The sequence below is a fragment of the Ensifer sp. B1-9 genome (assembly GCF_050474445.1).
In the GTDB taxonomy this organism is placed as follows: Bacteria; Pseudomonadota; Alphaproteobacteria; order Rhizobiales; family Rhizobiaceae; genus Ensifer.
Genome location: NZ_JBCHVG010000021.1, coordinates 50,943 through 65,531 on the forward strand (window position 1 = coordinate 50,943; position 14,589 = coordinate 65,531).

Annotated in this window: 9 protein-coding genes; 6 read left to right on the plus strand and 3 right to left on the minus strand. The window is 57.3% G+C overall.

Features of this window, described 5'->3' with window-relative positions; translation table 11 throughout:
• Position 1 precedes the first annotated feature (1 nt).
• The 4 genes from ACQ5BM_RS30530 to ACQ5BM_RS30545 are packed head-to-tail and all read left to right on the plus strand — an operon-like array spanning position 2 to position 5,975.
• Positions 2-3,346 carry a UvrD-helicase domain-containing protein gene (locus ACQ5BM_RS30530; protein WP_429819336.1) on the plus strand — a complete coding sequence of 1,115 codons (3,345 nt, stop codon included), beginning with the start codon at positions 2-4 and terminating at the stop codon, positions 3,344-3,346.
• A gap of 55 nt (positions 3,347-3,401) precedes the next feature.
• Positions 3,402-4,124, plus strand: a complete 723-nt coding sequence (locus ACQ5BM_RS30535) for a hypothetical protein (protein WP_429819338.1) — start codon at positions 3,402-3,404, stop codon at positions 4,122-4,124.
• A gap of 1 nt (position 4,125) precedes the next feature.
• Entirely contained in the window at positions 4,126-4,542 is a 417-nt protein-coding gene (locus ACQ5BM_RS30540; protein WP_429819340.1) for a hypothetical protein, read from the plus strand.
• The gene (locus ACQ5BM_RS30545) at positions 4,539-5,975 is read left to right on the plus strand and encodes a ThiF family adenylyltransferase (protein ID WP_429819342.1); all 1,437 of its coding nucleotides are present in this window, start codon (positions 4,539-4,541) and stop codon (positions 5,973-5,975) included. Before ACQ5BM_RS30540 ends, ACQ5BM_RS30545 begins: the two co-directional genes overlap by 4 nt.
• A 95-nt stretch (positions 5,976-6,070) precedes the next feature.
• On the opposite strand, the gene ACQ5BM_RS30550 is transcribed toward ACQ5BM_RS30545, so the two are convergent.
• The 3 genes from ACQ5BM_RS30550 to ACQ5BM_RS30560 all read right to left on the minus strand — a co-directional run bounded on the left by ACQ5BM_RS30550 (position 6,071) and on the right by ACQ5BM_RS30560 (position 10,552).
• Positions 6,071-7,150 carry a hypothetical protein gene (locus ACQ5BM_RS30550; RefSeq protein ID WP_429819344.1) on the minus strand — a complete coding sequence of 360 codons (1,080 nt, stop codon included), beginning with the start codon at positions 7,148-7,150 and terminating at the stop codon, positions 6,071-6,073.
• A gap of 525 nt (positions 7,151-7,675) precedes the next feature.
• Positions 7,676-8,272, minus strand: a complete 597-nt coding sequence (locus tag ACQ5BM_RS30555; protein ID WP_429819346.1) for a hypothetical protein — start codon at positions 8,270-8,272, stop codon at positions 7,676-7,678.
• 141 nt (positions 8,273-8,413) lie between these two features.
• A complete protein-coding gene (locus ACQ5BM_RS30560) occupies positions 8,414-10,552 on the minus strand; it encodes a DNA/RNA non-specific endonuclease (RefSeq protein WP_429819348.1) in 2,139 nt (712 codons plus the stop codon).
• 1,572 nt (positions 10,553-12,124) lie between these two features.
• Here ACQ5BM_RS30560 and ACQ5BM_RS30565 point away from each other — a divergent pair.
• Together ACQ5BM_RS30565 and ACQ5BM_RS30570 are read left to right on the plus strand one after the other, a co-directional pair.
• Positions 12,125-12,904, plus strand: coding sequence for a metallophosphoesterase family protein (locus ACQ5BM_RS30565; RefSeq protein WP_429819350.1), 780 nt, complete (start codon positions 12,125-12,127; stop codon positions 12,902-12,904).
• 240 nt (positions 12,905-13,144) lie between these two features.
• Positions 13,145-14,527 (plus strand): hypothetical protein, encoded by a 1,383-nt coding sequence (locus tag ACQ5BM_RS30570; RefSeq protein WP_429819352.1) that lies wholly within the window; start codon positions 13,145-13,147, stop codon positions 14,525-14,527.
• Positions 14,528-14,589: the final 62 nt, after the last annotated feature.

Sequence of the window (14,589 nt, forward strand, 5' to 3'; positions counted from 1 at the left end):
CATGGAAAACATCAACGCCGTTCGCCGGGCCGCAAATCGACTACGAGAAAAGATAGATCCGCAATTCCAACGGATGAAAGCGTCGGAAGTCCTTAACCGCACGCTGGCTGACCAGGAGCTGTCCGTCGAGGAACTAGCTGCCGATGATGACGTTCTTGGGGGTGGTTTGGGCGTCCTCAAGCGGAAATACCAGACGATCTTTGTCTCAAACGCGCTCCGTCCGGACGAAAAAGCGGAGGTAATTGCGCACGAGATCGCCCATTTCGTGATCCACCTCGAGAGCGAGGTTCGGATTGAACGCGCCTACACGGCCCCTGGCGCCGGCGACCCTGTGCAGCGGGTTGAAGCTTATAGCAAACGGGAGCGCCGTGAAGCCCAGGCCAATACGTTCGCACGCGAACTGCTGTTACCGCGAAGACTTGCTCGCCGGCTTTTCCAGGAAGGACTGCGTGCGGGAGATATCGCAACCTCCTTGGGGCTGAAACTCGAAACGGTCTACCAGCAACTGGGAGATTCCCTTCTGTTGCCGGAGCCTGCAGAACCAAAGCAGAAGAAGGCACAAGCGCCCCAGGGGCTGGACGAATCCCAGCGCACGGCAGCCATGCATCTAGGTTCGCCATTCCTGCTTGAAGCCGGCCCGGGAACCGGGAAAACCAAGACTATGGTCGAGCGCATCGTTTGGCTGCTCGGAGAAAAGCACGCGACCGCCGACGACGTCCTGGCGTTGACGTTCTCAAACAAAGCCGCCGAAGAAATCGCCGACCGCGTGGAGCGTGCGGTTGGACCGGAAGCGGTGAATATTTGGACGGGAACGTTCCACGCCTTTGGTCTGGAACTCCTCCGAAAACATCACGAGCGGTTTAACCTCCCGCCAGACCCACGCCTTATCGACACGAGCGAGGCGATCAATCTCCTCGAAGAGGCCCTACCCGCTCTTCCTATCGTCCACATGCAGAATTTGTTTGAGCCGGCGCTGGCTCTGCGCGACATCCTGAGGACGATATCAAGGGCTAAAGACGAACTGGTAGGTCCCGACGACTACTTCGCACTGGCCGAAGAGATGATGCGGGTCACCGACCGCAGTGACTCGAACGCCTGGAAGGCTGCAGAAAAATGCAAGGAAGTGGCCATCGTCTACCGGCACTACCAGAGAATTCTGGAGTCGATCCAAGCCGTGGACTATGGCGACTTAATCCGGCTGCCCGCGGTGAAAATGCAGACCGACCCGCCCTTTCAGGCACTTCTCTCCGCCAAATTCAAATGGGTCCACGTCGACGAATACCAAGACATCAACCGCGCTAGCGCTATGATGGTCAAGGGGATCGTAGGGGAAGGCGAACGGTTGTGGGTCGTGGGTGACGCGCGGCAATCGATCTACCGTTTCAGAGGCGCCTCCAGCAGAAACATGGCCCGTTTCACCCGGGACTACCCCAAGGGCGTCCGCGGTCAGCTCAAGGTGAATTATCGCTCGACAGAGCCGATCGTCTCGACCTTCAAATCGTTCGGCGCGAGAATGCTGGTCTCGGCATATGCCCTGCCCCTCGAATTGAGAGCGAAAAGAGGCGAAGCACCAAGCCGTCCGTCAACTTCGATCGGAGCAGATCCAGCCGGCGAAATCGACTTAATAGCGGGGAACATCAGAGAACTCGAACGCGAAGGCGTTCCCTTGAGAAATCAAGCCGTGATTGCCCGCACGAATGGCATTCTGGCAACGTTAGGCGCTGAACTCGAGGCGCGCGGTATACCTGTCCTGTACATCGGCCCTCTGTTCGACCGACCAGAAGTCCGTGACCTGCTGTCTCTGCTTTCCCTTATAGTGCACGACGGCTCCAGCGTATTCCGGGTCGGGGGGTTTCCCGAATACGGCCTCCGTGCCCCGGAACTCGCGCGGGTGGTCCAGGAAGCCAAGTCGCGTGAAATCACTGTGCGGGAATTGCTTGAGCGACAGATCGAAGTCGCGGGGCTGGATCGGCAATCACTAAGAAGCCTAGCAGTCCTATCGAGCCATATCGCCGAATACGGACCGGGAAGTACTCCCTGGTTCGTGCTGATGGACTACCTGTTCAATCGAAGCGACTACGTCGCAACGGTCTTGAGCGGACAAATGCCTTCTGACGACGTTCGCCGAGCCGCGGTTCGCCAACTGATCGAGGCACTCAGAACCATGCCGTTGAGTGGCAGCAAGGCTCCGATCGTTCGCAGCCTGGACCGCATCCGCCATTTGGTTCTCCTCTCTGATGATCGCGACCTTCGACGGCTGCCGGACGAGATGCAGGATATTGATGGTGTGAATTTGATGACGATTCACGCCAGCAAAGGACTTGAGTTCGAGGCGGTCCATTTGCCGCAATTGACCCGGCGCGCGATCCCCGCCGCCAATAGACCGGACGCCTGTCCTCCGGTCGCAGGTATGATTGCGGAGAACGTAGAGGTCGACGCGCACGAGGCAGAAGAAGAGTGCCTGTTTTTCGTGGCTCTTTCCCGGGCCAGATCGTATCTCAAGCTCTATCGCCCTTCCATGTCGGGCGGCAAGAACTCAAACCCTTCAAAGTTCCTCGATCGTCTACCCGTCTCGACGGCGCACGACCCCGTCCCTGTGCTCAGGATTCTTCCGCAAGTTGGCCTCGAACCCATTGCAGACATGGACGTCCCGGCAACTCTGACAGCCGCGGACATAGAGGCTTTCGAACGATGTCCCCGGCGTTTCTTCTACGATCGGGTGGCAGCGCTCGGCGGCTCGATGGCGCGCTCTGCATACCTCCAGGCTCATGGATGCATTCTCGCCGTCGTTGACGCTGCACGCGCAGCTGACGCACCACTGACCAGTGATGACATGCGTGAAGTCTTCGAGCGGGCCTGGAACGAGACAAAGCTGCCGGGGCATCCCTTCGAGAAACCGTACCGAGACCTGGTCGAAAAGATGCTTGGGAACCTGACCCCCATGCTCCTGTCTGCGGCCAAGGCCAAGTCGTTCTCCGTTTCTATAGGAGGCCGCGAAATCATCGTTGCTGCGGACTTTGTACGTGAGTCAGCCCAAAGTCCAACCCTGACCGTCGTACGTTCCGGAAAGCGCTCTTCGTCTGAGGCAGACAGGATCTCTTATTCCCTTCTCCTGGAGGGTGCGCGTCTTGAATATGGCTCCCAGTTCCGTCTTGAGACGTTTCACGTCATCGAGGGAAACGCTGGTCTTGTCGATCAGACGCCTGCGAAGAAAAGCAACCGTGTCGCGGCGGCTAGAGATGCGGTGAAAGCCATGGAGGACGGGTTTTACCCAGCTAATCGAAGCGATTTTCAGTGCCCGCGCTGCAAACACTTCTTCATCTGCCCTGCTCCCCCAAAAAGTTAACGACCCCCGTTCCGGAATCCACCACGCCCAACGATTGACTCTTTGAAAGCCCGGCATGTCGCTGCGCTTCCGAGAGGAAATAGAAATGACCGTGGTAGAAAAGAAAGACCGCAGCGACGCCCGAAAGGCATTTCGCTTCAGTGTAAGCGGCAACGAGCACGTATCGATCGATCGCCATATCGATACGCGCGAAATCCTTAATATATCCGGGAACCATCCGGCGGATGAGCACGTCCTCATCCGTATCGCCGATCGCCGCACATTCGCGTTGGATCTCGAGCGAAAGACAGACCTCGGCGAAAAGGGTGAAGAGGTATTTCGCGCCTTTCACGCGGATCGCGTCTACCGCTTCACCGTGGACGGACGTGGCTTCGACTGGGGCAACGCCTCTATCGACGAAGATGACCTCCGCGGCATTTGCGAGATCGGCGAGGATCAGGTCTTCAAGCTCGACCGCGAGGACCGACCCGACGAATTCGTCAATGACGGCGGTGAAATCCAGCTTGGCGAGAGCGGTACCGAGCGTTTGCGCATTGTCGCCCGGCCCGTTGTAAAGGTCACGGTCAACGGCAATCCGGTCAATCTTCCGCGCGGCTGGATGACCGGGTTGGAGATCAAGTCCGCCGCCATCGCCCAGGGGGTGAAGATCGAACTCGACTTCACCCTCGATGAAGAACCTGCTGGCGGGGGCGACACCCAGATCATCGGTGACGACGACCGCACCTTCATTGAGGGCTGCGAGCGCTTCGGCGCGGTCGACCACCATGAGGACAGCTAAAATGGCCGAACTCAAGACTGGGGTTGCCTCGGCCATTCAAGCGATCCGGGAACACTTTCGTCATTCCGACGTGAAGGTCCTGCCGAATCCCAGCGGCGGGGCCAACGTGATCATCGAAGATGTTCCGCTTGGCCCCCCATACAACCAAGCCAAAACGTGGGTGGGTTTCTATCTTTCGGACGCCTGTCCGTATGACGACACCTACCCCTTCTACGTCACCGGCAATTTGTCGCGCACCGACGGCACTGCACTTTGTCCGCCTCTTCACATCAACCAACGCTTCCCCGCGGATGGCTCGTCTTTGGAAACCCGGGACGCCGTGATGGTTTCGAGGCGGCAGCGAAATCGGGGATCGTTTGCCTACGAGTCCCCGCTTCTCAAACTCAAGACTGTTTTGAAATGGATGGTGCAACAATGACCCAATGCGAAATTCGCATCTCTTCGGAAATGTACGCGAAACTGCATGCGCATCTGTTTCCCGGCGACGGCGATGAGCACGGCGCCGTGATACATGCTGGCCTCATTCATACGCCCGGCGGCCCCGTGCTGACCGTTCGCGAAGTCGTCTTGGCGGTCGAAGGCAGGGACTGGGTTCCGGGGACGCGTGGTTATCGCAAACTGATCGCACCATTTATTTCCAAGCAGGCGCGGCGCTGTCGCGATGAGAAGCTGGTCTACATCGCTGTTCACAATCATGGCCCCGGAAACCGCGTCGGATTCTCCGACGTTGACTTGGAGTCCCATGAGCGGGGTTTTCCCGCACTTCTCGACCTTGTCGAGGGTATGCCGGTGGGATCTCTCGTGTTTGCGGACCAAGCCGTCGCCGGAGATATTTGGTTGCCTGGGTGCAAGCGCCTCGAGGTCAGTCGGATGATCGTCGTCGGCCCTCGGCGGAATGAACTCATGCCAGCCCCGCGCGTCATCGATCCTGTGAGGCGCGAACGATATGACCGTCAGGTTCGGATTTTCGGCGAACGTGGCCAGGAAATCCTCTCCCAAAGCCGCGTTGCCATCATCGGCCTCGGTGGCGTTGGCTCCCTCCTTGCCGAACTGCTCGGTAGGCTTGGCGTTGGTTCGTTTGTTCTCGTCGATCCTGATCGCGTCCAAATCAGCAACGTACCCCGGCTTGTCGATGCGACCGGATGGGATGCAAAGTCGTGGCTCACAGCCGAAGGACGTCCTGAATGGTTGCGACGACTGGGGGCGAGGATGGCGACGCGCAAGGTCGACCTTTCTCGCAGAGTCATCAAGCGCGCCAACCGGAGCGCCCATGTCGAGCGACATTTCACTTCGATGGAGACGCAAGCTGTTGTCGAGGCACTCAAGACCTGTGACTACATCTTTCTGGCCGCTGACGGGCATCGCGCCCGACTGCTCTTCAATAGTCTGGTCCATCAGTATCTGGTTCCGGGGGTTCAGCTCGGAAGCCGGATACAGGTCGAAGAAGTCACTGGTGATGTTGTGAACGTCCACACAGCCGCTCGGCTTGTTACGCCAGCCGGAGGCTGCCTTCTTTGCAACCAGGCCATCGACCCTCGCAAACTCCGAGAGGAAAGCACCTCGGTCGAACTACGTGAAAGAGAGCGCTATGTTGACCGCGCCGACGCCGCCGCACCGAGCGTGATGACGCTGAACAGCCTTAGTGCCTCACAGGCCGCGAATGACTTCCTGTTCTATATGACCGGCCTGACCGTGGCGGAAGCTTTCCAGGGTACCGTACAAGCTCGCCCGCTCGAGCGGCGTCTTCGTTTTGTTACGCCTCGTCGAGACGACGACTGCATCGACTGCGGCAACGGTGGCGAATCTCGGTTTGCCCGTGGTCAGAACTGGCCTCTGCCAATGATCGATTGACAGCGGGAGGTGATCCTCGAAGCTTGGGCATGCCGTTAGCGCGCGCCGCTTGCCCAAGCTAAACTCTGCACGGCGGCTTATTGTCACTCTTGCCGTCAGAAATCCACGCGGTCAACACGAACTGGCCCTCTCCATGAACCCAGGTAGATGGAGCCGTAGAAGGTGAAGTTGTCAGGCGCTTCACGGTATTGATCCAATACCGCTTCGCACAAATGGTCATAGTTCTCCAAGATACTGGGCATATCTTCGATATGTAGATCGGGATCATCGTTGAAAGCTTCTAGCAGCTTTCTCACGCGAGTTGTTGTCTGGGGGTGTGTATTGATCGACCCGAAAGCTGGGTCGATTTCAGCTGCAAGGGTCTCGAAAACATACAAGGCAAGGAGAAAGGAAACACCGCCGACGAACAGGCGCTGCTGCGTTGGCTTAGAATCCACCACAGATATCGAGTGCCAGTCTGCCTCGAACTCTTGCGCATGCTGGCGCAGGTAGCCAACAACCTCACCTATGTCCTCCCCATCTGAGAAGCGGTGCGTTTTTGAAAGCTGCAGTTGCCCGGATTCATCGTGGCACAGGATGTGGTGCGCGAACTCATGGCCGACGATAAACTTCATCTGCCAATTTACCATTGCCTTTAGCGCAGCATCGACAGGCTTCGGAACCGCGCCACGTGGGTCCATATCGAAATCGAGCGTTTCGCTCAGAAGCATCGTGCGCATTGCGATTCGCAGCGCGGAATCCCTCACGTCATCGGGAACTCCTGGCACATCCGACACCGCGAGATTCATGAAATAGAGAAAGTACCTAAGCACCTCGGAGACTATGATGACCTTCCCGAAGTCGGTCTGCAAGCACATGGCATCGTAGTTGTTGGTTAGGATATAACGCCTGGGGATGTCCTCGCAGAGGAGCTTCTCATATTCCGGCAAGTAGGAGAGGTACTCGGTAAAGTCGGATGCATGCTCCTCAATGAGGAGGGTATCGAGTCCTCGCTGCTGTGCTCGTGTCCGCATGTTTCGCTGTATTCTCATGTGACGCGTTATTGTGTCTGCCTGAAATCTGAGCAGCCAATCCTCCGCATTCTGAGGACGAATGATGCGGGAAAACTCTTCTGGGCTTGATGCGATTCGCAGGTAGAAAGTTTCAATAGCGGCGTGGTGGTCGTCATCAAGCATCTGTTTCTATCCAGCAGGTTGCATCCAAGGCAGGCCCCGAGAGGCCTGCATCGCTGGGCCGCATGTCTTCTTCGACTAGCAACAGGGCTTTGGCCGCTTCTCGTGTTCAGGGAAGGTTTTTACCGGGGTATCCGTACGGTTGCACGGCCGGAATGCGATTTTACCCCAAATTTTGCATTCGGCTTCCCTCTCGGCCTGGCCGGCGAGACCCGTCGTGGCCGGCTAGTTGAACTCGAGCGAGAAGCCGCCTCCCTCAACCGGCAAAGGCGCAGCGGTCGACGTTCCGGTATCGACGCACTTGTGATCTGGAGAGGATACCCCTCCACCGCTGGAGATACCCTTAGCGGCGCCAAGCAAAGTGAACACCCGCGGCGTCTACGGCGTCTATTACGTCCTACTGAGAGATCATTCTCACCTCAATGATCGATGGCTGAACCGCGTGCTAGCTGTCTCATCGCCGAGCGGTGGGGCGAACTCGCCCTTTGGGGAAGTGCAATCCAGCACCGCGGGATTTCGCCAAGTCGGCTAATCGCGCCAATGTACGGCATTAACGAACTCTTCTCGAGTAAGTTCGCAGAGAGCGAATTCTCCCCGCGCGAATGGGCCGCCCAAGCGTTGCGTAGCCTGCGCGCCGGCCAGATAGAAAATGTGCCCGCTCAAATCGAAAAAGACATGGGCCCGAGCCCGCTTCCATTTTTCGATGAACTGTTTGCTTCGTCCGCACCAACGCATCACCGCGAAGTTCTTTCCGTCAAGAACTTGGGTCCTTGATCGGAAATCCAGCGAGAACCCGAAATTATGAGCCAAAAACGACGACTCGTTGTGAATGTGTACAAGCCAAAACATGCGATGGGCTTGACCGTAGAAGGATTCACGCGCGTCACGCTCCTCCTCTGAGATTGAGGAATGCTGAAGTTCCAACACGGTCGCGCGATCGGTGCCACCCCCGCAAAGGACATCCGCCCTATGACGCTCGCCGGTTACGGCATCGATGAGCGCGATTTCACGGGATGTGATCTCAAACTGCTCTTTCCAGCCCAAGTGCCATGCACCTTCAGGCTCGCTCCACGGATCGCAGTCCCCAGCCTTATGTCGCCAGTGATCGACATTCTCGACTGGCATCACAGCGGTCAGGAGGCCACCGCAATCACGGCACGTTGTGCGCTCTCCCTTAGCCGCCGGCGGCCGCTTCACGCCGTCTACCCAAGCATATAGCAATGCGAACTCCCTGAGCAGAATCCAACCGATGGACCGAACCACCACTCAACGCACATTGAACTGCTCAAAACTGGAAATGAGTTGCCGAGCTTCGCCGACTTTCGGCAAATCGTCCCCCGCTGTGTCAAATGAACCCAACGCCGAGAGATTGAGACCGCTCCTTCGCTCGATGTCCTTGACCGTGGAACGGAACTCCTGAACGTCGGCGCACGCATCTTTGTCGGGACGTCCAGTGCCCTTAGGCCTTTTGATCGGTAGCAGACGCGTCTGGTCGGCCACCAGTCCAACCACCTTGAGACCGCTCTCGCCTTTCCAAGCGACCACCTTCCAGAACGCATTCGGAATCTGAACGTCGTCGGCGTACTTTGGCTGAGGGGCATCGTACAAAGGTCCCTGTAAGACTGTGAGCTTCTTGTTCAGACCAGTTTCCCACAGCCCTTGCTCCAGGATATACCGCTCGATCCCCTGCCAGAACCGGATCGACTGGTTGAATTGCCAGTGTTGGGGCGAGCAGTTCGTGAAATGGAACGTGTCGTAGTTCGCACGGCGCGCGTTCGGTCCCCACGTCGGATCGTTGCGCCTGGTCAGGTGTCCGCGATCGAAGTAGTGGCTCCACTCACCGTAAAAGTCGTTGGTGAGTGTCAGGCTTTCGTCGATACGTGTGTCTTTGTACCAGCTATCCCCTTCCCGGGTGGGCTGGTGTTCCGCCGGCAGACCCGTATCTCGATCAATGGCGATATAGCTCTCCCCATCGATGTTCGTCGCGGTGACCATCGCGATTCTGCGATCACCGTGCATGACGACACTGAAGTTTTCGTACGCGAGTTCCCCACTGGCGCGGCCTCGCTTGTTCTCAAGCAGAGGAGCAACGCTCTCCTTGAGTGGCTCGATCATCTTCCCAAGTTCTATCTTCAAACCGGGAACGAAATCGGCTTTGAAGCCAGCGCGATTGGAGTAGTCCCGGTCGATCCTCATCGCCTCGGCCTGCGACCTCGGCTCTGTTGCCAAGTCGCGTTCGGAAGAGGTCGAAACAGTCGACCGCAGGTCTTCCGTGGTTGCCCCCAGGCGGATGGTGACTTCCAGCGGAATGACAATCTTGGCTTCAGGGCCGTCAAGATCCACCGCATTAGTCTCCTGCTTCAAAACCTCTTTCGGCACCGAGCCGGATTCTGGTTGCTGCAGTTGGCCATCGAGCGACCTGGTGGGGGCCGGGCTGAGTTCCTTTTCTGTTGGGGCATCAGCCTTCCAAAGGACAAGGGCATCTCCGAGCAGCTCTCTTCTCCCTTCGGACAGGCCATCCATCTTCGCGCTGAGATCATCGTAAATGCTGCTTATGCGAATGCCTTCGTTGACGAGCCGTGGCTTCTCACCCTCTTCTGGCTTGCCCCCTGTTTCGACCTCACCGTAGTGATGGAGCGCGATGACGTCCCAAAGATCGTTGTAAACGGGCGCTCCCGATGAACCCTTGAGGGTATCCGTTTCATAGAGAAGACGGCCGTCGTCCTCATCGCGGTCGACGATTAGATTGTTCCGCAGAACGACATGCTTTCGCTCGCCCTCTGGATGCTGGATGACGTTGGCATAGATGCCCAATTGATGGCGGTCCGGTGTCCTGCTGAGAGGCGCGAAGCCAAAGTCGGACAAGTTCCCTGTACCCCGCACACGTTCGCCCACGGCAACGAGCGCATAGTCGAAATCCCTCTCGTCGGAAGAGAGGAAAAATGTAGCAGGGTCTAGGCGGAAGGCAGTTTGTGGACGTACGCGGCCCTTTTCGTCCAGTTCGTCGTCGAACACAATCAAAGCGAGTTCGGCATCGCTCTCGTCATTGATGACGTGCTGGTTGGTCAGGAAAAGGTTGCTGCTTATAAGAAACCCCGTGCCCGTCCGGGACTCTACGCGTGAATTCAGCGCGACCCGCGCGACGGCCCTCATGGCCTTTGCGCCTTCGGCTAGGAAAGCCGCAGGTTGGAAGTCGTTTGTGCCCACCTGCGCTTCAGCATGACCAGCCTTCTGGTCTACCCTCTGGGTGTACGCGACGGTCCTCGTCAGATCGGGCTCTGCCAAGCGCCATTGGCCATCAGCCACCAATTGCCTTGTGTTCGTCCGATTGGCTCGACTGGCCGCTATGCGCTGCCTTATCGCAGCAACCGTATCGTCACGAAGCCCCGAAGTATCCGTTGTCATCCCGCCGCTCCCCAAGCACGCAACAACCAAACTCGACGCGTAGTTGTAAAGCGCCCCATCAATTCCCTCAAGTGGCATGCACGCAGACCGAGTCGATGTTTGTATTTGCGCAAATGATGCGAACACCCGTGTGACGTTCTCGGCTCGGCACGAAAACGTCCCCGGCGAACAAGAGTTTTCGAGGGAGGCCAGGGCCAGCGATCCTAGCCTCCCGATTAGGTAGCTTAGATTGCCGTCTGGAGTGTTGTACCGCAGGTGGCAGTCTGCGGTAGCACCATCCTCCCCACGGGGAACGGATTCCCCCAAACGAGGATTAGGCATAGCAAAACGCCGTTCCACGAGCCTTTTGATTTCATGTCGCAGTTCTCCCGTTGCCGGACGAGACATCGCCGGCTTTTAGCTTGCTTCGATGTGAAGACCGCCCGTCACTTCGGGCAACTCACGTTGATCTGTGTAAATGCGTCGTGACTGCGATTTGGGCTGGTCGAAACGACATACGGAACGTCGTGTCCACTTCTGCGTCGCCAGCGTTCTATTGCTTCACCCGCACAGTTCGTTTTTCGTTTCCGGCGCCGGCCCCGCTCACTCTCATGAGTTGTGCTCGGCGCAATAACCATACTGGTATAGCACTGCCCCCTGCTCGCCAAGCCCCTGGGGCATTGCGCATAGACCTTCCTGAAACCAGCGGTATATCTGCTTTTTCACCGTCCACCCTCGCGGCTGACCGCACCTTTCGCTATGCACTTTTTACGTGTACATCCAGATTTCACGCAGGAAAATTCATGGAATATGGGAGAGACATGAAATCCTTGTATCGACTGAAGGATTCATCTCGAAAACCTTTGCCTTGCCTCGTGGCCCATAAGGAATTCGATGCAAAAGTCGCGGCAAACTGACGGACGCTTCGCGGGCAGGTCGATTTAGGGTTTCGTTTACTCGAATTTTCGCTTGTAACTTTGCGGGCGCTCACGGATGAAGCTGGCGGGCTCGGGACTTTGGGGAACCGATCTCGCCATCATGGACGATCGAGGCGGATTGCAGGGAAGGAAATGAATTCCTTTGCTGGGACCGGCCGGCCGAGTTGCGACAAGGATTCCCGTCGATAATTCGAGTTCAATTTCCCGCCAATGCGAATTATCAGATCCCGAAAGCCCGAATCCTTTGTCCGTACAGGGCTTAGATGGATCGAACTACAACTTCGCCGACAACCACAATCTCGCTCAGCATGCGGGTCGGCCTCCCGGCGCGGCTCCCCCGCATGCGCGCCTTTGGGCAAGCGAAGCCCGCTCCATCGGCTCCGCGAACGATCACGGCCTCGGCCGCCCGATCGATCACAATCTCGTGAGATGCTCACAAATTGAGCGTTCCGCTATGACCGAATGCTCGTGGGGCCTCTCTGCGAGAGCAATGCTCTGCCTCTAGGAGGCGGGCGAGGCCAAAAAAGCAGAACTATGGATCGGCCAGCGGGTAACGCGATCTGACCAACTTCTCTATTTTTTGAAGCGGTGGACACTTCGTAAGCCTTTTCTGAGACTTCTGCCTCAAGGAAGCTGGGGCAACTGGGAGTGGGGCATGGATACCGTAGCGATTGGTGACGTACACGGACGGGCAGACTTGCTCGAGCGAATGCTCGAATACATCTATGTGAGCCTTCCGCGTTCGCGCGTTGTCTTCCTCGGCGACATCATCGACCGTGGTCCGGATTCTCGACAAGCCATGGATCTTGTCGAACACGAGCTCAGCCGGCAGCCTGCCTCAGCCTTGATACAGGGTAACCACGAGGAGTTGCTCCTCCGCTTTCTCGACAAGGGTGCCGCGTATTCGCGCGGCTGGCGCCATAATGGCGGCGACGCGACGGTCGCTTCATACGGGCTTCAAGGCTACGAGTATGAGGATGAAGATGGATATGGACGGTTCACGGACGAGCTGGCTGCCATATTCCAGGAAGAGCATTCCACCCATGTAGCCCTAGTTCGGAAGGCATTGCCGTGTCTCGAAACTGAAGACCATTTCTTCGTCCACGCCGGGATCGTGCCTTCGATACCACTGGACGAACAGGACCCGTACCTCATGCGGTGGAAGAGCCAGCCACTTCTCACCCATACCGGATATCTTCCGAAGATCGTGGTTCACGGCCATCACGTTCCAGAGAGCCATCGCCCCGAAGTCTACAAATCACGCGTGAGCCTCGACACCGGCGCCTACTACAGCAACAAGTTGACGGCGGCATTGTTGCCAGCTGGCAAGTCACCACCCACGTACCTCGTTTCCTCCGGCTCGGTGAATGAACCGTATGTGGTGAACTGGGTTGAGCCGCATGTGTTGAGTGAGGCGCTTGTCCTTTTTGGTTGAGAGGTGCGCGCGCTACGGAAGTGAACCGCCGCCGAGTTCGGTACTCCCTGCTACCGCCTTTGCCGTGGTATGATCGCTCACCGTCCTTCGTTCGCGCGTATTCAGGTGCCAGCCCTGCCCCTTCCACGTTGCAGCACCGGCGCGACGTCTTCTTCAGCTATTCTGCCGCTTTGACGTCCATTAGGAGGATCTATAATTCCCCCAGAGAATCAGACTGGCCTCCTATTGTGAGAAGGTATCATGAGCGAAATCTTCGTCGGCGTTGACACGAATATCCTCTGCAACTTCGGTCACATCGAGAGGCTAGATTGGAAGACGCTTTTCCCACACGCAACGTCAGTCACCATCTTGGTTTCGGCGAAGGTCCAGGCGGAGATGGACGTCCACAAGGACACGGCGTCAGGTTATCTTCTGAAAAGGGCGCGCGAATTTCAACGGCTTCTGAAGAAGGCAGAGGAACAGGATTACTGTTACTCGATTGAGGATTGCGAGGTGCCCGTAAACTTCGTTTTCCTGAACCGCCCAAGAGCACACGAATTGGATCAGCAGCAGTTCGATCTCGAACATGCCGACGAACGCATTGTCGCCGAATACCATTTTGAACAGAAGCGCCTGTCAGTTGAAATCTGTATCGTAGCGAATGACGCGAGACCCATTCGTGTCGCCCGTGATGCGCACATGAGAGCCTTGAGGCCCGAAAAATGGGAGGCAGATCGGAGCGAGCCTGAGGACGAAAAGCTAAGAACGGCTCGAGCCCGCATCCGTGAACTGGAGCGGGCTCAAGGAGCGCGCCCAAAGACGCAACTGGCGAATTTCTCGACCGAACGCCGGCACGTCATTCCATCCGGCTTTTCTCCGACCTTCGACGTCGCCAAGTATCTCACGCAAATGGGTAGTGCGTTGAGGAACACCGAGACCATCCGATCCCCGCAATCTCTCATCGACAAATATGGCATCGACGACGGATTTTTCGGTGCGCTCAACACTCGGCACCTGACTGACAATGACATACGCGACTATGTGCACGAGTTGGAGGAGTACTACACTCGCTTCAATTTTGAGCCGCATGAGCTTTTGCGCAGGCTACAGGTGCTCGGGGCGGCATACGTCCTAACGATCGAAATCGAGAACGTGGGTGAAGCACCGGAGGAGATAATCTCTCTCGAACTGAGCCTGCAGAACGCCATCTTCGTCGAACCGAGCGATATGGAGGGCTTCAACGACTGGTGCCTCGCTCCGCCAACTCCCCCGGTCCCTGCAATGTGGTTGGCGGATGACGTTTTGCTTTCCGACCAATCGGGATCGCCTTGGGAAGCCGAACATGAGTTCGCATCGCTTGGGGGCTCCGTGACTACAGAGACACACCGATGCCGATCGATGCTGCATGGGCACAAGGCAAAGACGGAGAGCTACATCCATCCCTCGGACCCGGCGAAGCCGATCACGGTGTTGGTGACACTCCGCGCGAAAAACCTGATCGATCCCATTACACGGAAGCTGGAGATCATTTGCAGTCCCGAGGTCGTCGACGAGGCGTTTGTCGACGACTTTCTCGTACGCCAATCAGTTTTCCTGGAAGACGACCAGCGCGAAATTCTGCTGGCGGTGTTGGAGGAAAGGTGACGATGCCTTCTCATGCTGCCGGGATCACCGGCCCGAACCACCGGTATCCCTAAACAGACCAA

Excerpts from the sequence above, each read along its gene's own strand:
- ACQ5BM_RS30570 (WP_429819352.1), top strand. The coding sequence starts at position 13,145 with ATGAGCGAAATCTTCGTCGGCGTTGACACGAATATCCTCTGCAACTTC.
- ACQ5BM_RS30530 (WP_429819336.1), top strand. The coding sequence starts at position 2 with ATGGAAAACATCAACGCCGTTCGCCGGGCCGCAAATCGACTACGAGAA.
- ACQ5BM_RS30535 (WP_429819338.1), top strand. The coding sequence starts at position 3,402 with ATGTCGCTGCGCTTCCGAGAGGAAATAGAAATGACCGTGGTAGAAAAG.
- ACQ5BM_RS30550 (WP_429819344.1), bottom strand. The coding sequence starts at position 7,150 with ATGCTTGATGACGACCACCACGCCGCTATTGAAACTTTCTACCTGCGA.
- ACQ5BM_RS30565 (WP_429819350.1), top strand. The coding sequence starts at position 12,125 with ATGGATACCGTAGCGATTGGTGACGTACACGGACGGGCAGACTTGCTC.
- ACQ5BM_RS30545 (WP_429819342.1), top strand. The coding sequence starts at position 4,539 with ATGACCCAATGCGAAATTCGCATCTCTTCGGAAATGTACGCGAAACTG.
- ACQ5BM_RS30540 (WP_429819340.1), top strand. The coding sequence starts at position 4,126 with ATGGCCGAACTCAAGACTGGGGTTGCCTCGGCCATTCAAGCGATCCGG.
- ACQ5BM_RS30555 (WP_429819346.1), bottom strand. The coding sequence starts at position 8,272 with ATGCCAGTCGAGAATGTCGATCACTGGCGACATAAGGCTGGGGACTGC.
- ACQ5BM_RS30560 (WP_429819348.1), bottom strand. The coding sequence starts at position 10,552 with ATGACAACGGATACTTCGGGGCTTCGTGACGATACGGTTGCTGCGATA.